Genomic DNA, 18362 nt, shown 5'->3' with positions numbered 1-18362 from the left:
GATTCGCATGCGCAAGGCTCTTTTCCTTCTGATCGCCGCCCTCGCACCGGCACAGGCGTTCGCCGCCAACCAGGTCGCACTCGACAATAATGTCTTCGTCGAGCGGGTGACGACCGACGCGGCCGGCAAGCAGCGCGTCCTGCTCGAGGAACCGAAGGTCGTCGTTCCCGGCGACCGGCTAGTCTTCGTGCTGAACTATCGCAACGCGGGCGCGCAGCCCGCCGACAAGTTCGTCATCACCAATCCGATGCCCTCTGCGGTCCGTTTTGCGGGCGCCGGCGATACGCCGCCGCTCGTCTCGGTCGATGGCGGCAAGATGTGGGGACAACTCGCCGATCTGACCGTGCCGATGGCCGATGGAACGCGCCGCCCGGCGCAGCCCGCCGACGTCACGCACGTTCGCTGGGCGTTCCAGAAGCCGATCCCGGCGGGAGCGACCGGCAAGCTCATCTTCAGGGGGGTCGTAAAATAACCCCCTGATCATAACCGCTTAAAGGTCACCGGCGGTGGGGCAATAGGGGACCGAACAAGCCTGGAGTTCAGCTATGACCAGCAAGCTGACTTATGTGGGCGCCATCGGAATGACAGCGATCGCGTTGATCGCTGCCAGCCCGGCCTATGCGGCCGGCACGACCGCGGGCACCACTATTACGAATAACGTCACCGTCGACTATCAGGTCGGCGGCGTCGCACAGGGCCAGCAGACCGCGTCGAACAGCTTTGTTGTCGACCGCAAGATCAATCTGCTTGTCGAAGAAGTGGGCAGCGTCACGACCGAGGTCGTGCCGGGGCAAAGCAATGCCGTCACGACGTTCCAGTTGACGAATACATCTAACGAAGTGCTCGATTTCGCACTGACGGCCAGCCAGATCGCTGGCGGGACGGCTGCGCATGGCGGCTCCGACAACTTCGATGTCGGCAACGTCCGCATCTACCGCGACAATACGTCATCGGGAACGGTCGGCAGCTTCGATGCGGCCGATACGCTCGTCACCTATATCGACGAGCTTGCAACCGATACGCCGATCCGTCTGTTCGTCGTCGCCGACGTCCCGGCCGGTCTTTCCACCGGTGCTGTTGCGGGCGTCCAGCTCCGCGCGACGGCACGTGAAGGTGGGGCTTCGGGCACGCAGGGCGCTGCGATTACGCAAACTGCCGGGGCCAATACGGCCGCCAAGGACACTGTCTTTGCGGACGTCGCCGGGGTGAATGACGCCAATCGCGACGCGTCGCATAGCGCCGCCGACGATTATACGGTCAAGACCGCGACGCTCACGGTAACCAAAACCAGCCGCGTGGTCGACGATCCGTTCAACGGAACGACGAATCCGAAGCTGATCCCGGGGGCGACGGTGGAATATTGCATCCTCGTCGCCAACGCCGCGGGCGGTGCCAGCGCCACGTCGGTCGCGATCAACGACAGCGTGCCGACGCAGCTGACCTATGTCGCCGGTTCGGCGCGGGTCAACGGCACGGTTACGGCGGGCACCTGCAACACCGACGGCGTTGCGGCAGGGACCAACTATGCCGCGCCGGTCGTGTCGGGCACCGTTGCGACGGTGGCCGCGGGCGACACGCGCACCCTGTTGTTCCGCGCGACCGTCAACTGACAGGACCAGCGAAGGGGGCGGCGGCGCGCATGGCGCGGCACCGCCCCCTTCAGGACCGGCGATGACCTTCGGCTCGAAAACCCTCTCCTATGTGACCGCCCTGGTCGCGGCAGCCCTGCTGCCTGCGGCACCCGCGGCGCATGCGCAGGTGATTTCGAATACCGCGTCGGCGCAGTGGACGGGCAGCGGCGGCGCGGCGCAAACGCTCTCCAATCGCGTCGATGTGACGGTGCTTGCAAGGCCGCCTGAGCAGCCGGTCATCAGCACCTACCGCCTGGTCGACAGCGGGGGCAACAAATCGGTTCCGGTCGTTCCGACGCCCTGCGGCGGGTCGATCATCGCCGCACAGGGCCTGAGCGCCGCGAGCGCGGGCCAACTCATCCAGCTTGCCGGACCCTATGCCGGCCTGCCGACAAATCCGGCGTCGCTGCAGAGCACCGCCAGCTTCCGGGCGGGCGAAATGCTTGTCGTCGGCGTCACCCTCGCCTCCGCAAATACCGATCCGGCGCAGCGCGACCTGCTGCCCGTCAGCATCGACTTGCAGAATGGCGATCATGAACAGATCACGCTGACCGAAACCGCGCCAAACAGCGGCGAATTTGTCGGTATCATCAACACGATCGGCGTTCCGCCCGCCGTGGTTGCCGGCGATTGCCGCCTGTCAGTCACGCCGGGCGCGCCAATTCAGATCCGCGTCACCGATCGCGCCAATGCGAGCCTCGTCGCCATCGCGACGATCGACTTTCTGGTCGATCCCTTCGGCATCGTCTTCGACAGTGGCGATGGTTCGCCCGTCGCGGGCAGCCGCGTCACGCTGATCGACGCAGCAACCGGCCAGCCGGCGCAAGTGTTCGGCGACGACGGAACCTCCTCCTACCCGTCCACGGTCGTCACCGGGCAGAACGTCACCGACAGCGGAGGCACGGTCTATACCTTCCCCGCGGGCGACTATCGCTTTCCCTTTGTGGCGCCCGGCACCTATCGACTGCTCGTCGAACCGCCCGCGCCTTACACCGCGCCCTCGGCTTCCAGCCCTGCGGATCTTGCGGGCTTGCGCCGTCCCGACGACGGTCAGCCCTTCACGATCACCGACGCGAGCTACAGCCGCGCCTTCACGCTTTCCAGCCCTGCCCCGGTGCGGGTCGATATTCCCGTCGATCAGCCCGGCCAGCCGTTGGTGATCGCCAAGACGACTTCGACGCAGATCGCGGTGCCCGGCGATGTCGTCCAGTATCGCATCACCGTGTCGAACCGCGACGCGCGGCGGACGACCGGCGCAGTGACGGTCAGCGACCAGTTGCCCGCCGGGATGCGCCTTCGCGCCGATACGGTTCGCATCGACGGCACGCGCGTCGACCCGATCGTGGCAGCCGACGGACGCAACTTCAGTGTCGCCCTTCCCTCCATCGCCCCCTCGGCGTCGGCCCTGCTGACCTATGTCGCTGAAGTCACCGTTTCGGCGCAGCCGGGCAGCGCGCTCAATCGCGCGACGGCGCAGGACAACCGCGGGACCGCCAGCAACGTCGCCGAAGCGACGATCGCGATCAAACGCGACCAGCTTGGCGACCGTATGACGATCATCGGCCGTATCACCGACGGCGGCTGCGCCGTCGACCCGGGCAAGGCTCGCGGGATCGGCGGCGTCCGCGTGATGCTCCAGGACGGCAGCTACACCGTCACCGACGAGGATGGCCGCTATCATTTCGAAGGCGTTCGCCCGGGCCTGCACGTCGTCCAGATCGATCCTTCGACCCTGCCGCTCGACCGCGCGCCGGTCGATTGCGCCCGCTCCACCGTCGATACCGGCAGCGCGATCTCGCGCTTCGCCGAAGGTCGCGGCGGTTCGCTGAAGCGCGCCGATTTCCGGGCCGCGATCAGCGCGCCGCGCGCCGCTCCGGCGACCAACGCTGCCGAAACCCGCAAAGTGTTGAGCGACCCCGAAGCCGCAGGCGCCAATCGCGACTGGCTTGCCGGCCAGGCACCGGGCATCGGTTGGATCTTTCCCGAACCCGATCATAATCCGCGCGGCAAATCGATCCGCGCCGCAGTCAAGCATCTGCCGGGGCAGCGCGTGACGCTCAGTATCAATGGCAAGCCGGTCAACGCGCTCAATTTCGAAGGCGTCAGCAAGTCGGCCGATGGCAGCGTCGCGGTCAGTGTCTGGCGCGGGATCGAGATTGCCGAGGGCGAGAATCGCCTCGAAGCGAAGGTCGAGGATGCGAACGGCGCGCCGGTGCAGACGATCGAGCGCAATGTCCATTATTCGATCACGCCGATGCGCGCGACATTGGTGCGGGAAAAATCGGTGCTTGTGGCGGACGGTGTCACGCGCCCGGTAATCGCTGTGCGCCTGACCGATCGCGACGGCAAGCCGATCCGCGCCGGGCTGACGGGCGATTTCAGCGTCCCCGCACCCTATTACCCGGCGGTCGAGGCCGAAGCGCAGCAGGCACGTCAGCTCGCCGGCCTCGAACGCGCACAGCCGGTATGGAAGACCGAAGGTGACGACGGTCTTGCCTTCATCGAGCTCGAACCGACGACCGCTTCGGGAACCCTGACGATCGATTTCCGCTTTCGCGACACCAAGGTCGAGCGCCAGCAGACGATCGAAACCTGGCTCGATCCGGGCAATCGCCCCTGGACCGTGGTGGGCTTTGCAGCCGGCACGCTCGGCTACAATACGCTGGACGACCGCATGGAAGCCGTCGCGGAGAAGCTCGACGACCTCAACGCCGATGCGCGGCTCGCACTCTATGCCAAGGGCCGCATCCAGGGCAAATGGCTGATGACGCTGGCCTATGACAGCGACAAGGAACAGGACGACGCGCGATTTGGCGGCGTGATCGATCCGCGCGCCTATTACACCATTTACGCCGACCGCAACGAGACGCGCTATGATGCCGCGTCGGTTCGCAAGCTCTATCTGCGGCTCGAACGGCCGCAATTCTATGCGATGTTCGGCGATTTCGAGACGGGCATTTCGGAGCCGCAGCTTGCCCGCTATCAGCGCGCGCTCAACGGTGCCAAGATGGAGTATCGCGGGCGCAACCTCGGCGCGACGGCCTTCGCCGCCGATACGCCCTACCGCTTCCGCCGCGACGAGATTCAAGGCAATGGCCTGACCGGCCCCTATCAGCTCGCTGCGCGGGACATTCTGCCGAACAGCGACCGCATCACGATCGAAACGCGCGACCGGCTGCACAGCGAACGCATCGTCGACAGCAAGACGCTGACGCGCAACCTCGACTATGACATTGATTATGCCGCTGGCACGCTGCGCTTTCGCGAGCCGATACTCAGCCGGTCCTCGGCGCTCGATCCGCAGTTTATCGTCGCCGAATATGAAGTCGATGGCGTCGGCGAACGGGTGCTCAATGCCGGCGGCCGCGTAAGCTATCGCAGCGACGACGACCGGCTGCGCGTGGGCGCGACGCTGATCCACGACGAGGATAATGATCGCAAAACCAACCTCGGCGGCGTCGATGCGCGCTTCCGGCCCGATGCCGATACCGAGGTTCGCGCCGAAATCGCGGTCAGTGACGCAAGCAGCAAGGCAGGCAGCAGCAACAGCAGCCCCACCGGGACCGCGAAGGCGTGGCTGATCGAGGCCGAGCATCATAGCAGCAGCGCCGATTTCCTCGCATATATTCGCGAACAGGAAAGCGGCTTCGGCACCGGTCAGATCAGCAGCAGCGAAAATGGCACGCGCAAGTTCGGTTTCGACGGGCGGCTGCGCGTTGGTCGCCAGCTTTCGGTGACGGGCAGCGCGTGGCAGGAGGATTATCTCGACACCGATGCCCGCCGCCGGGCAGCGCGCGCGCTGGTCGAATATGACAATGGCACCACGCTGCTCCGCGCCGGACTGACCCACGCCGACGACCGGCTCAGTGACGGCAGCACCAACAAATCGGACATCGTCCAGCTCGGTGCGACGCAGCGGCTGCTCGACAAGCGCCTCGAACTCGACGCGCAGAGCGAATTCGCCCTGGGCGGACAGGATGCAAGCGTCGATTTCCCGACCCGTCAGCGGCTCGGCGCGCGGTTCGCGATCACGCGCGACGTCAATCTGGTCGGTAGCTACGAAATCGCCGACGGCAGCAGCGTGAAGGCCCGCACCGCGCGGCTGGGCTTCGATCTCGCGCCATGGGCCGGGGCACGCCTGCTCGCGACCGCCAACCAGCAGGATATCAGCGAATATGGCCCGCGCAGCTTTGCGGCCTATGGCCTGTCGCAGTCGCTGCGGCTCGGCGAGCGCTGGTCGGTCGATCTCTCGGTCGATGGCAACCGCACCCTGGGCGGCATCCGCGCGGGCGATGTCCTGAATGCCGGCCAGCCTGCTGCGTCGGGAGGCTTCCTCGCGGGCAACGGTGCGCTGACCGAGGATTTCGTGGCGGTCAGCACCGGCGCCACCTATCGCGCCGACCGCTGGACGATCACGGGCCGCGCCGAATATCGCGATGGTGAGCTTGCCAATCGCTATGGCCTCACGCTCGGCGGGCTGCGCCAGCTTGGCGAAGGCCGGGCGCTCGGCGCGCTCTTCACCTATGCGAAAGCCAGCGGCACCGGCACCACGCCGTCGACCGAAGTGATCCAGTTCGAACTCAGCTGGGCGCACCGTCCGGCCGATTCGCGGCTGTCGTGGCTCAACAAGACCGAAGTCCGTTCGGACAAGGTGCGCGATGCTGTCGCGGGTCAGGCCGGGCCGATCGGCGGCGCGGCGCTGACGATCGACGGCGATGCGACCAGCCGCCGCGTCATCAACAGCCTGTCGGTCAACTGGTCGCCGCTCGGTGATCGCGGCGATCGGCGCGACGGCGACCGGCTATGGTATGAACGCGGCGAATTCGGTTTCTTCTGGGGCACGCGCTATAATTTCGACCGCTTCGGCGCCGATGACGTCAAAGGTTGGTCGAACATGCTCGGCGCCGACTTCCGCTTCAATCTGGGTGAGCATGTCGACGTCGGCGCCTCCGGGAGCGTTCGCGTCGGCACCGGCGGCGATACCGTCGCCTGGGCCGCCGGCCCGACGCTGACCCTCGCGCCGATGGCCAATGCGAATGTCACCTTCGGTTATAATTTCGCGGGCTTCCACGACCGCGATTTCGAGGATGCGCGCTTTGCCCGCTCGGGTGCCTATGTGACCTTCAAGCTGAAGTTCGACCAGACGAGCTTTGCCGGGCTGGGATTGTAACGCAGCTTGGATAGCCGTCATTGCGAGCGCAGCTACGCTCCTCGCAATGACGGCATAGACTCAGTCCGCGAACAGTAGAACCGGCGTCTCGATCAGCTTCTTGAGCGCTTGCACATAGCTTGCAGCGTCCCAGCCATCGACAACGCGGTGGTCGCAACTGATCGACAGGTTCATCAGCTTGGCGCGGCGGATATCGTCGCCGTCGAAAACCGGGCGTTCGACGATCTTGTTCGGGCCGATGATCGCGACTTCAGGCCGGTTGATCACCGGCGTCGTCGCGATACCGCCAAGCGGGCCGAGCGAGGTGACGGTCAGCGTTCCGCCGGTCAGCTCCTCGACCTTGGCCTTGCCCGTGCGTGCGGCTTCGGCGAGGCGGGCGATTTCGCTCGCGAGCTGCCACACATTCTTGTCCTGCGCGTCGCGGATCACCGGGACCATCAGGCCGGCATCGGTCTGCGTTGCCATGCCGAGATGCACGGCACCGTAACGCGTCACTACACCGCCCTCGTCATCGTAGCGCGCGTTGATCATCGGAAATTGCGGAATCGTCCGGCAGATCGCGACGATCAGGAAGGGCAGCATCGTCAGCTTCGGACGCCCGCCGCGATTGGCATTGAGGTCGGCGCGCATCTCTTCGAGCGCGGTGACGTCCATTTCCTCGACATAGGTGAAGTGCGGGATCGCGCGCTTCGATGCCGCCATATTCTCGGCGATCTTGCGGCGCATGCCGATGACCTTGACCGGCTCGTCGGCGCGGGCGCGACTGGCGCCGGGGGCATGATAGCCCTGCCCGCCGCTGTAACGGAGGAATGCGTCGAGATCGGCATGGCGAATGCGGTCGCCGTCGGAATGGACCTGCCCCAGATCGATGCCCAAATCCTTCGCGCGGGCACGAACGGCGGGTGATGCGAGGATGGCTCTACCCTGTTCCGTCCGGGCAGAGCCAGTCGAAGCCCCGTCCTTCGTTTCAGCGGTAGAAGACAAGGGCGGCCCTTCGACAGGCTCAGGGCGAACGGCTTGGCGAGACGTAGGCGTTTCCGCAGGTGCGGCCTCTTCTACGCCCGGCGTTTCGGCCGCGATGTCCTCTTCGAATTCCTCTTCGGCGATCACATCCTCGACCGCGGCTTCGCCATCGGTTTCGATCACCGCTAACGTCGAGCCGATCGAAACCATGTCGCCGACTTCGCCGGCGAGTTCGACCACGACGCCGGACACGGGCGATTCCATTTCGACCGTCGCTTTGTCGGTCATCATGTCGGCCAGCTGGGCGTCTTCCTCGACGCGCTCGCCGATCTTGACGTGCCAGGCGACGATCTCGGCCTCGGCGATGCCCTCGCCAATGTCGGGCAGGCGAAACGAATAGCGAGCCATGGCGGTCAATCCTTCATGATCTTTTCGAGCGCGGTCGCGATGCGCACGGGCCCGGGGAAATAAGCCCATTCGAGGCTGTGGGGATAAGGCGTGTCGAAACCCGTCACGCGCTCGACCGGCGCCTCGAGATGATAGAAGCAGCGTTCCTGGACGAGGGCCGCCAGTTCGGCGCCAAAGCCCGAGGTGCGCGTCGCTTCATGGATGATGAGGCAGCGCCCGGTCTTCTTTACCGAGGTTTCGATCGCATCGATGTCGAGCGGCAGCAGCGTCCGCAGGTCGAGGATTTCGGCGTCGACGCCCATCTCCTCGATCACCGTCTTGGCGACATGGACCATCGTGCCATAGGCCAGCACCGTCACCGCCTCGCCGGCGCGCACAGTGGCCGCCTTGCCCAGTTCGATGCGGTAATAATCTTCGGGGACCGCGCTCGCATCATGCTTCGACCAAGGTTCGACCGGGCGGTCGTAATAGCCGCTGAACGGACCGTTATAGATGCGCTTGGGTTCGAGGAAGACCACAGGGTCATTATCCTCGATCGCGGCGATCAACAGGCCCTTCGCATCATAGGGGTTCGACGGAATGACCGTCTTCACGCCGCAGATATGCGTCATGATGCTTTCGGGCGACTGGCTGTGCGTCTGGCCGCCAAAAATGCCGCCACCGAACGGCGTGCGCACCGTCATCGGGCAGATAAAATCGTTCGCTGAACGATAGCGCAGCCGTGCCGCCTCGCTCACGAGTTGGTCGAGCCCGGGATAGATATAGTCGGCGAACTGGATTTCGGGGACGGGTCGCAGGCCATAGGCGCCCATGCCGACGGCGACGCCGATGATGCCGCATTCGTTGATGGGGGTATCGAAAACGCGCGTCTTGCCGTGCTTTTTCTGAAGGCCCGCGGTGGCGCGAAAGACGCCGCCGAAAAAGCCGACGTCCTCACCCATCACGACGGTGTTGGGATCGCGTTCGAGCATGATATCCATGGCGCTGTTGATCGCCTCGATCATGTTCATCGTCTTGGTCTGGGTTTCGCCGGCCATCATTCGGGCTTCCAATTGGGGCCGAACTTCTTTTCCTGTTCGGCCAGCATCTGATCGCACTGCTCCTTGAGATGCCAGGGCATTTCCTCGAAGACATCCTCAAACATCGTTTCGAACGGCTGGTGCATGCCGTGGCCCAGTATCCCGAGCTTTTCCGACTGCTTCTGCGTCGTCTTTACCAAATCATCGAGCTCGGCGCGCAGCGCATCATGCTGGGCATCGTCCCATTCGCCGAGCGCAATCAGATGCTGCTTCAGACGCGCGATCGGGTCGCCGAACGGCCATGCGCTCGCTTCCTGCGCGGCGCGATAGGCGCTCGGGTCGTCGGAGGTGCTGTGGCCTTCGGCGCGATAGGTAAAATGTTCGATCAGCGTCGGACCATTATTCGTCCGTGCCCGGTCGGCGGCCCATAAGGTCGCGGCATAGACGGCAAGCGGGTCGTTGCCGTCGACGCGCAGGCCGGCGATGCCATAACCGACCGCGCGCGCCGCAAAGGTCGTCCGCTCGCCGCCGGCAAAGCCCGAAAAGCTGGAAATCGCCCACTGATTGTTGACGACGTTGAAGATGACCGGCGCATTATAGACGGTCGCAAAGGTCAGCGCCGAATGGAAATCGCCTTCGGCCGACGACCCTTCGCCGCACCAGACGGTGGCGATGCGGTTGTCGCCCTTCGAGGCCGACGCCATCGCCCAGCCCACCGCCTGGGGATATTGCGTCGCGAGATTGCCAGAAACGCTGAAAAATCCGTGCTCGGGCGCCGAATACATGATCGGCAACTGCCGCCCGAGCAGATGGTCGCCGCGGTTCGAATAGATCTGGTTCATCATCTGAATCAGCGGGTAATCGCGTGCGATCAATATGCCTTGCTGGCGGTAGCTCGGGAAGCACATGTCGGCGCGGTCGATCGCCATCGTCGAGGCAACCGAGGTGGCCTCCTCGCCCGTGCATTTCATGTAAAAGCTGGTCTTGCCCTGGCGCTGGGCCCGGAACATGCGATCGTCGAAGGCGCGGACGAGCATCATGTAGCGCAGCATCGCGCGCAGCCGTTCGGCGCTGAGCTTCGGATCCCACGCGCCCTTCGCCTGCCCGTCGAAATCGAGCACGCGGACGAGGCCGTAGCACATGTCGCGCATCGCATCGGGCTTGGTCGCTTCGCCCGGACGCGGGGTCGCTTCGACCGCCGGAACGTCGATATCGCCAAAGTCGGGCGTGTCGCCGGGGCGATAGCGGGGTTCGGGAATATGGAGCGACAGCGGCGGCAAATTGCTCGCCGGGCGCCGATGCGTTTCGGGCATATCTTCGTCCCTTCAGGGCGCGAATCGCCGCGCCGTTATATTTCAATTGGACGACATATTATTACTTCCTGCATAGCAATGCAATGTCGGCCTCTCAGACCGCGACGGGCGCGGAAATGTGCGCCTGCGGGGCGTAATTCTCGACCGCGAAATCGTCGAACGCATAATCGAAAATGCTCGAAGCCTGCCGAAGGATGCGCAATCGCGGTGCGCCCGATGGAACGCGCCGAAGCTGCTGCTCCACAAGCTCTGCGTGATTGAGGTAAAGATGGACGTCGCCGCCGGTCCACACCAGTTCATGGGCATGAAGGCCGCATTGCGCCGCAACCATCCGCGTCAGCAGCGCGGCTTCGAATATGTTGAAGGCAAAACCCAGGCCGAGGTCGCACGACCGCTGGAACAGAAGGCACGACAGTCCGCCGTCGCGCCGCACATGAAACTGATAGGTCATGTGACAGGGCGGCAGCGCCATGCGGTCGAGATCGGCGACATTCCAGCCGGTGAAGATATGCCGGCGCGATCCGGGGTTGTTGCGGAGCGAGTCGATCAGCGCGGCGATCTGGTTGTGCCCCTGTTCCGCGCGGCGGAACAGGCCCTCGCCCGCCGGCTCATAGCGCGGCCAATTGACCCACTGATGACCGTAGACCGGCCCCAAATCGCCCCACGCCGCCGCGAAATCAGGATCGGCGACGATCCGCGCCTCGAACGCTTCGGCGTCGATCTCCTCGCCCGTCGCGCGGCGATATTTCTCGAGCGGCCAGTCGGTCCAGATGCGGACGCCCTGCGCAACGAGCGGTCGGATATTGGTGTCGCCGGTCAGGAACCACAACAGCTCGCGTAGTGCCGTTTTCCAGTAGACGCGCTTGGTTGTGAGCAAGGGAATGGCATCGTCGCGCAGCGAAAAGCGCATCGTCTCGCCGAATAGCGAGCGCGTCCCGACCCCGGTGCGGTCGACGCGTTCGTCGCCTTCGGTCCATATCCGACGCATAAGGTCGAGATATTGAAGTTCATAATGGATGGATTCGGACAAGACTCGCTCCCGGCATTGCGGCCTCTTTGCTAGGCGGCAGCGACGCGGCCCGCAAGCGCCCCGCCCGACCTCGCATCGTTTCGGCCCAGTCCCGGCTTGGCGCGCACGGCCCTGGAGCGCAGATTTCGGCAATGGCGCTCGCTTTCCCTCCTGCCCGCCCTTTCGACGGCCCGACGCTGAGCGGCTTCGTCGATCGCGACGCGGAGGATGCGGTTGCCCGCGATCTGCTGCGCGCCGAGTTTCCCGCCGACCGCGAGCGGTTGATCCTCGCCGGATTCGACGGCTTCGGACGCCTGATGCGGATCGAATGCTGCGAAGGCGGTATCGACCGCCGCTGCACGATAGCACCCGCCTGCTGACACCGGCTGATCGGCCGGGGCGCCGCGACCGTGCTGATGGCGCATAATCACCCGTCGGGCTGCGCCTACCCGAGCGAAGCCGATCTGGCCGCAACCGGCGAGGCGATGGATTTTCTCCGCCGAATCGCCGTCGATTTGACCGATCATCTGATCTTCGTCGATCATGGCCATTTCAGCTTTCGCCGCGCGCAATTGCTCTAAATCGGCGAATCTCGCCAAAGCTGCCGATTGGCGCTTGAAGTTCCGAAAAGGCGCGTCTAGAGGACCGCCCTGCCCTCGCGCCGGTCCGCCGGCGCCAGAGATCGGTCGGGGAGTAGCTCAGCCTGGTAGAGCACTGTCTTCGGGAGGCAGGGGCCGGAGGTTCGAATCCTCTCTCCCCGACCAGTTTCGCATTGCTGCAGATTTTGCACAGACGCGTCTTGTAACGCGTCGCGACCCATCCTAAATTGATCCTACGCCGCCATGGTTTTCCCCCTTTCCATCGCGGCGAGCGCCTCGTCCTAGCGGACGTGGGTGCGTCCTCCCTGGACCCTGGCCACCTCGTACTCCGGTACGAGGTGGTTTTTTATTCGGCGGCCAGCGGCAGCATGTCGCCATCGGGACGCATCTGCCCCGCCGCATCGATCAGGCCGGCGAACCAGCGTGCAAGCGCGCCCGAACGGGCCGCATCGACGCTCTTGTCGGGGTGCAGATAGAGGCTCCGGTCGATTTCGATCTGAACCGCATGGATGCCCGCCAGCGGTCGCCCGTGCGTGCGCACGATATGCCCACCCGCATAGGGCTGGTTGCGCGTCACGGCGACGCCGAGCCGTGCGGCACTGTCGAGAAGCAGGTCGGATAGCCACTCGCCCGCCGATGTGCCGAAGCGATCGCCGATCACGATGCGCGCCCCATGACCTGGCTGTCCGGACGGAATCGAAGGCATGCTGTGCAGGTCGATCAGAATGGCGTGGCCGAAGCGATCACGCGCCGCAGCGAGTTCTTCGGCAATTGCTGCATGATAGGGCCGATGCAGCGATTCGAGACGCCAGTGCAGCGCGGCCCGGTCGATCGGACGTTTCCACAATGTCCCGCAGTCGGCGAGCCGCGTCGGCACGACGCCCAGCCCGGCGCGCTCCTTGCGGCCCGGCGCCGAAAATTGTGCGCGAAGCGGCACTGCGACCTCGGCGGGCGCCATCTGCCCCTCGCCGCGATTGCAATCGGCGACTGCGCGCGCCCACAGCGCCTGCACCACCGTCGCGCCGGCCTCGACCGCACCCGCCGCGATGACATCGCACCAGCGATCCTCCAGCCGCTCGAGATCGGCGATCGGCACGCGCGCCGCTGCAAGTATTTCAGGGGGATAGAGGCGCCCGGCATGCGGGATCGACACCACGACGGAGCCTGGCGCGTCGGGACGTTGGACCGCGATTGCGGCGGGCGGAAGGGTGCGGTGCGGCATCGATGAGAGAGGGTGGCAAAAAAGCGCCGACGAATCCAGCGACGCGGGAATTTGTTAAATCTCTCCCGCTATGACACAGTTTCATTCGAGGGGTGCGGTACGCGCGATTACGCGATCGGGCGCAGCCGGAAGACAGGGGCAGAATTTTACGATGATCCGCATCTTGCTCGCCGAAGATGATGATGTGATGCGCGAATATCTGGCGCGGGCGCTGACCGGCGCGGGTTATCATGTGACCGCGGTCGACCGCGGGACCGAAGCGGTCCCCTATATCGATTCGGGCACCTTCGACCTGCTCCTCTCCGATATCGTGATGCCCGAAATGGATGGTATCGAGCTGGCGCAGCACACCGCAAAGGCGGCGCCGCAAACGCAGGTGATGTTCATCACCGGATTCGCGGCGGTATCGCTGCGCGCCGAAGAGAATGTCCCGCAAGCCAAGCTGCTGTCCAAGCCCTTTCACCTCAAGGATCTGGTGCGCGAGGTCGACATGCTTTTCGGCCGTGCCGATCGCAGCAACCAACAATAATTTCAACTTTGCGCGCGAAGGGCTTGCCAGCCTGCGCCGAGCCCTTTAAGGGGCGCGTCACCCCAAAACGTGTGGGCGTGTAGCTCAGTGGTAGAGCACTGTGTTGACATCGCAGGGGTCGCAAGTTCAATCCTTGCCACGCCCACCATTTTCCTCCCTTTCGATTGGCCCTGATCCCTTCGCCGGGTGGTGGCAGACCATGATCTGCCGTATCGTAGACATCATGAACATCGACATATTTCGGCGGATCGGAATCGTAGGCTCGGGCCGCGTGGCGCGCGCCTTGGCGCTCGGACTGAAGCCCGCGTCGCACGAACCGCCCTTGCTATGGGGACGTTCGCCCGCGCAACTGGCCGAAGCGGAGCGGCAAGTCGATGGCATCGAAACCACCCCCACCCTTGGGGCACTCGTCCAAACATGCGATGCGATTGCGATCGCCGTTGCCGATGACGCCCTTTCCGGCATCGTGGCCACGTTGGCGGCCGAAGCATCCAAGACGCCGCCCTCGCATTTCGTTTTCCACGTCAGCGGCCGCAGCGGAGCCGCGCCTCTGGCGCCGCTGCGCGATGCGGGTTGGCTGACGGCCGCTATCCATCCGGCGATGACCTTCACCGGCAACCCGCCGGGCGAAGTCGCGCGGATGGCGGGCGCCCGTTTTGCGATCACCGGATCGAGTGCCAACGCAGCCGTGCATGCCAAGCGGGTCGTCGGCCTGCTCGGCGGTGTTGCGGTCGAAATTCCCGAAGAGCGCCGCGCGCTTTATCACGCGGCGCTCTGCCACGCGTCGAACCATCTCGTGACACTGATTGCCGATGCCGCGCAGGCTCTTGAACGCGCGGGAGTCGACGCGCCGCGCGCGCTGCTCGCGCCGCTGGTGCAGGCTGCTCTGGACAACAGCCGCGACCGCGGGTTCGGTGCCCTTTCGGGACCGTTGCTGCGCGGCGACGTTCAGACGATCCGTGATCATGTTGCGGCGCTTGCCGCGCATGATCCCGACCTTGTCGCCGCATATCGGGCCATGGCGGTTGCCACGATAGACCGGCTCGAACACGAGGGCGCACGGCCCGACGCAGCGCTGCGCCGCGCACTGGACAGCAGCGGCGCTGTTCCCTAATCGTTCGCGCATAATGGATACCCCCTCATCCCTCCCCGAATTGCCACCGCCCTCGCCGTCGGACCCGCCCTATCTGCACGGCCTGAACGGCCCGCAGCGGCAGGCCGTTCTCACCACCGAAGGGCCGGTGCTGATGCTCGCCGGAGCCGGCACGGGCAAGACCGCCGCACTGACGGCGCGGCTGGCGCATATCATCGCGACGCGGCGCGCCTGGCCGTCGGAAATCCTGGCCGTCACCTTCACCAACAGGGCGGCGCGCGAGATGCGCGAACGCATCGGGCGGATGATCGGCGACGCGGTCGAGGGCATGCCCTGGCTGGGCACCTTTCACAGCATCTGCGCGAAAATGCTGCGCCGTCACGCCGAACTCGTCGGCCTGCAAAGCAATTTCACCATCCTCGACACCGACGACCAGCTTCGCGTGCTCAAGCAGATCATCTTGGCCGAGGGACTCGATGAAAAGCGCTGGCCGGCGCGCCAGCTCGCGGCGCTGATCGACAAGTGGAAAAACCGCGGCCTGACGCCGCCCGACCTCGATGCAGGCGACAAGGAAGCCTATGCTGACGGCAAGGGCGGCCATTTCTATGCGCTGTATCAGGCGCGGCTGAAGACGCTCAACGCCTGCGATTTCGGCGACCTGCTGCTACACATGCTGGTGATCCTGAAAAATCGCCGCGATGTGCTCGAATATTATCAGCAGCGCTTCAAATATATCCTCGTCGATGAATATCAGGATACCAACGCCAGCCAGTATCTCTGGCTGCGGCTGCTGGCCCAGGCGCGCAAGAATATCTGCTGCGTCGGCGACGACGACCAGTCGATCTATTCGTGGCGCGGCGCCGAGGTCGCGAACATCCTGCGCTTCGAAAAGGACTTTCCCGGCGCGACGGTAATCCGGCTCGAGCAGAATTACCGATCGACCCCGCAGATATTGGCGGCCGCGTCGGCGCTGATTGCGCAGAACAGCGACCGCCTCGGCAAGACGCTGTGGACCGAACTCGATGCGGGCGACAAGGTGCGCGTCGTCGGCGTGTGGGACGGCCCCGAAGAAGCGCGGCGGATCGGCGAGGAACTGGAAGATTTGCAACGCCGGCGTGTCTCGCTCGACCGCGCCGCCATCCTCGTCCGCGCGCAGTTCCAGACCCGCGAATTCGAGGATCGCTTCATCGCGATCGGCATGCCCTATCGCATCGTCGGCGGCTTCCGCTTCTATGAGCGCGCCGAAATTCGCGATGCGCTCGCCTATTTGCGCCTCGTCCAGTCGCCCGCCGACGATCTGGCGTTCGAGCGGATCGTCAATGTCCCGAAGCGCGGATTGGGCGACAAGGCGGTGGCGCGGATCCACCAGTTCGCGCGGATCGACCGGACCCCGCTGTTTCATGCGGCGTCACGGATTACCGAAACCGACGAGCTGACTCCGCAGGCGCGGCGCCAGCTCGCCAATTTCGTTGCGATGATGCGCGGCTGGCGATCGAAGGCGGGCGAGCTGTCGCACCCCGAGCTGACGCAGCTCATCCTAGACGAATCGGGCTATACCGCGATGCTTCAGGCCGATCGCAGCGCCGAGGCGGCGGGGCGGCTTGAAAACCTCTCCGAACTCGTTCGCGCGATGGAAGAATATGACTCGCTCGAAGCCTTTCTCGAGCATGTCAGCCTGGTGATGGACCGCGACAATGACGACCAGACCGAAACGGTGACGATCATGACGATCCATGCCGCCAAGGGCCTCGAATTCGATCATGTCTTCCTCGCCGGATGGGAGGACGGGGTCTTTCCGTCGCAACGCGCGATGGACGAAGGCGGGACAGCGAGTCTGGAGGAAGAGCGCCGGCTGGCCTATGTCGCGATCACCCGCGCCCGTCAGCGCGCCAGCATCTATCATGCCGCGAACCGGCGCATCTACGGACAGTGGATGAGCAGCATCCCCAGCCGCTTTATCGGCGAAATCCCGCCCGAGCATGTGGCAAGCGAGAACAGCTTCGGCGGCGGCCAGAGCCTTTGGCGGGCCAACTGGTCGGCACAGGGCGATCCTTTTGCGCATGTTGCCGAGCGCCAGCCGGCCCGCACCATGACGCGCGGCCCGGCGTGGCAGCGCGCGATCGCGCAATCATCGACTGTCACCCGCGCGCCGGCGCCCTCCGAGCGAGCGCCCGCTGCGTCGGTAGGGGCCAAGCCGCGCGCCGACCTCGCCATCGGTATGCGCGTGTTCCACGAAAAATTCGGCTATGGCGAAATCATCGACATCGACGGCAACAAGCTGGAGGTCGAATTCGAGCAGGCGGGCGCGAAGCGGGTGCTCGACGGCTTTGTGAGGGCGGCATGACAACCAAGGATGAATGGCTGCGCAAAGCACGCGAAGCCCATGGCAGGGGCGATTCAGCCGCCGAAGCAGCGGCGCTCGACGCGCTCATTCGAGCGGATCGGACCAACATCGCGGCGCTGATCGCGATGGCGGAACTCAAGCGTCGGCTCAATGACGAGCGTGCCGCCAGCAGCTTCTACCGCTTGGCGCTGGCAACCGCGGCCCAGGCTCGGGACGTGCATCCTGCGCTGCACCCTTCGTTGCAAAGAGCGGAGCAATATTTGTCCGATGTCGACAATGTTCTGGCCGACCACCTGTTCAACCGCCTTCGCGCCGCCGGACTCGACCAACGCACCGCGACCCCGCGTGTAGCCGAGGCTCTGCGACTATTATCGGGCGAACAACCGCTGTATCAACAGCAGCCTAATATGTTCTACTTCCCCGGCCTTGCGCAGCGGGCATTTTTTGATCGGTCGGAATTTGATTGGGTTCCCGAAGTGGAGGCGTCCACCGCCGCCATCCGCGACGAACTGCAAGCCTTGTTGAACGATCCGGGCGAGCATTTTTCGCCCTATGTCGCGGCCAACCCCGATCGACCTCCGCCTAACAATCCATTGCTGGACAAGCCGGACTGGGGAGCGGCCTGGCTGTGGCAAAGTGGTGAGATTGCAAGCGACATGGATCGCTTGTGCCCGCAAACGCTCGCGACGCTGGCGCTCGCCCCGCAGCCAGTGATTCCGGGACGTGCACCCATAGCGTTGTTTTCCCGTCTCAAACCCGGAACCCACATTGCGCCACATCACGGGCTGCTTAATACTCGGCTTATTTGCCATCTGCCACTCGTAGTGCCCGATGGCTGCGGCATCCGCGTCGGCGCCGAAACGCGCGCATGGCGCGAAGGTGAACTGATGATCTTCGATGACAGCTTTGAACATGAAGCATGGAATCGCGGCACCAGCGACCGCACCGTGCTGTTATTCGAGATATGGCGTCCCGACATCGATGCCAATGAACGCGAGCAGTTGACGACGCTGTTTGCCGCCATCGACGCTTATGGCGACGGCCACTGATCCAGAAATTAAA

At 64.6% G+C, this 18362-nt stretch carries 14 protein-coding genes and 2 tRNA genes; 11 read left to right on the top strand and 5 right to left on the bottom strand.

Annotated elements, in window-relative coordinates; genetic code table 11:
* The first annotated feature begins 7 nt into the window (after window positions 1-7).
* The 3 genes from P1IM2_RS17310 (at window position 8) to P1IM2_RS17300 (ending at window position 6801) form a co-directional block, all read left to right on the top strand.
* Entirely contained in the window at window positions 8-472 is a 465-nt protein-coding gene (locus tag P1IM2_RS17310; RefSeq protein WP_120649328.1) for a hypothetical protein, read from the top strand.
* A 73-nt stretch (window positions 473-545) separates the two neighbouring features.
* Window positions 546-1610, top strand: a complete 1065-nt coding sequence (locus tag P1IM2_RS17305) for a DUF11 domain-containing protein (protein ID WP_186403268.1) — start codon at window positions 546-548, stop codon at window positions 1608-1610.
* A 61-nt stretch (window positions 1611-1671) separates the two neighbouring features.
* Window positions 1672-6801, top strand: a complete 5130-nt coding sequence (locus P1IM2_RS17300) for a DUF11 domain-containing protein (RefSeq protein ID WP_186403267.1) — start codon at window positions 1672-1674, stop codon at window positions 6799-6801.
* A gap of 60 nt (window positions 6802-6861) precedes the next feature.
* Here the strand turns inward: P1IM2_RS17300 and P1IM2_RS17295 are convergent, their stop codons facing one another.
* The 4 genes from P1IM2_RS17295 to thyA form a co-directional block, all read right to left on the bottom strand.
* Complete coding sequence (locus P1IM2_RS17295) at window positions 6862-8172, bottom strand: dihydrolipoamide acetyltransferase family protein (RefSeq protein ID WP_186403266.1); 1311 nt, start codon at window positions 8170-8172, stop codon at window positions 6862-6864.
* 5 nt (window positions 8173-8177) lie between these two features.
* Entirely contained in the window at window positions 8178-9182 is a 1005-nt protein-coding gene (locus P1IM2_RS17290; protein ID WP_003051495.1) for an alpha-ketoacid dehydrogenase subunit beta, read from the bottom strand.
* Window positions 9183-9208: 26 nt separating this feature from the next.
* Window positions 9209-10504, bottom strand: a complete 1296-nt coding sequence (locus P1IM2_RS17285) for a 3-methyl-2-oxobutanoate dehydrogenase (2-methylpropanoyl-transferring) subunit alpha (protein WP_186403265.1) — start codon at window positions 10502-10504, stop codon at window positions 9209-9211.
* 94 nt (window positions 10505-10598) lie between these two features.
* Window positions 10599-11534 (bottom strand): thymidylate synthase, encoded by a 936-nt coding sequence (gene thyA / locus P1IM2_RS17280; protein ID WP_260834188.1) that lies wholly within the window; start codon window positions 11532-11534, stop codon window positions 10599-10601.
* A gap of 131 nt (window positions 11535-11665) precedes the next feature.
* Between thyA and P1IM2_RS18995 the strand changes: the two genes are divergently transcribed.
* From P1IM2_RS18995 to P1IM2_RS17270, 3 genes are all read left to right on the top strand, one after another.
* Window positions 11666-11893: a hypothetical protein gene (locus P1IM2_RS18995; protein ID WP_260834187.1), complete on the top strand. Its 228-nt coding sequence runs from the start codon at window positions 11666-11668 to the stop codon at window positions 11891-11893.
* Window positions 11894-11899: 6 nt separating this feature from the next.
* Window positions 11900-12094, top strand: coding sequence for a JAB domain-containing protein (locus tag P1IM2_RS18990; RefSeq protein ID WP_313906826.1), 195 nt, complete (start codon window positions 11900-11902; stop codon window positions 12092-12094).
* Between the two features lie 106 nt (window positions 12095-12200).
* Window positions 12201-12277: transfer RNA gene (locus P1IM2_RS17270), tRNA-Pro, on the top strand.
* 181 nt (window positions 12278-12458) lie between these two features.
* Here the strand turns inward: P1IM2_RS17270 and P1IM2_RS17265 are convergent.
* Window positions 12459-13334 (bottom strand): N-formylglutamate amidohydrolase, encoded by an 876-nt coding sequence (locus tag P1IM2_RS17265; RefSeq protein WP_260834186.1) that lies wholly within the window; start codon window positions 13332-13334, stop codon window positions 12459-12461.
* 151 nt (window positions 13335-13485) lie between these two features.
* On the opposite strand from P1IM2_RS17265, the gene cpdR reads away from it, so the two are divergent.
* The 5 genes from cpdR (at window position 13486) to P1IM2_RS17240 (ending at window position 18349) form a co-directional block, all read left to right on the top strand.
* Window positions 13486-13863 (top strand): cell cycle two-component system response regulator CpdR, encoded by a 378-nt coding sequence (gene cpdR, locus P1IM2_RS17260; RefSeq protein WP_003051480.1) that lies wholly within the window; start codon window positions 13486-13488, stop codon window positions 13861-13863.
* Window positions 13864-13936: 73 nt separating this feature from the next.
* Window positions 13937-14011, top strand: a tRNA-Val gene (locus P1IM2_RS17255).
* A gap of 75 nt (window positions 14012-14086) precedes the next feature.
* A complete protein-coding gene (locus P1IM2_RS17250; RefSeq protein WP_260834185.1) occupies window positions 14087-14977 on the top strand; it encodes a Rossmann-like and DUF2520 domain-containing protein in 891 nt (296 codons plus the stop codon).
* A gap of 13 nt (window positions 14978-14990) precedes the next feature.
* Entirely contained in the window at window positions 14991-17300 is a 2310-nt protein-coding gene (locus P1IM2_RS17245) for an ATP-dependent helicase (protein ID WP_186403263.1), read from the top strand.
* A complete protein-coding gene (locus P1IM2_RS17240; RefSeq protein ID WP_186403262.1) occupies window positions 17297-18349 on the top strand; it encodes an aspartyl/asparaginyl beta-hydroxylase domain-containing protein in 1053 nt (350 codons plus the stop codon). The genes P1IM2_RS17245 and P1IM2_RS17240 overlap by 4 nt, the downstream gene beginning before the upstream one ends.
* Window positions 18350-18362: the final 13 nt, after the last annotated feature.

Origin of the sequence: Sphingopyxis sp. P1IMeth2, assembly GCF_900185685.1 — a bacterium.
Taxonomy (GTDB): domain Bacteria; phylum Pseudomonadota; class Alphaproteobacteria; order Sphingomonadales; family Sphingomonadaceae; genus Sphingopyxis; species Sphingopyxis terrae_A.
The sequence above is the reverse complement of the archived record's forward strand: the minus strand, read 5'-3'. Positions and strand labels throughout refer to the sequence as shown.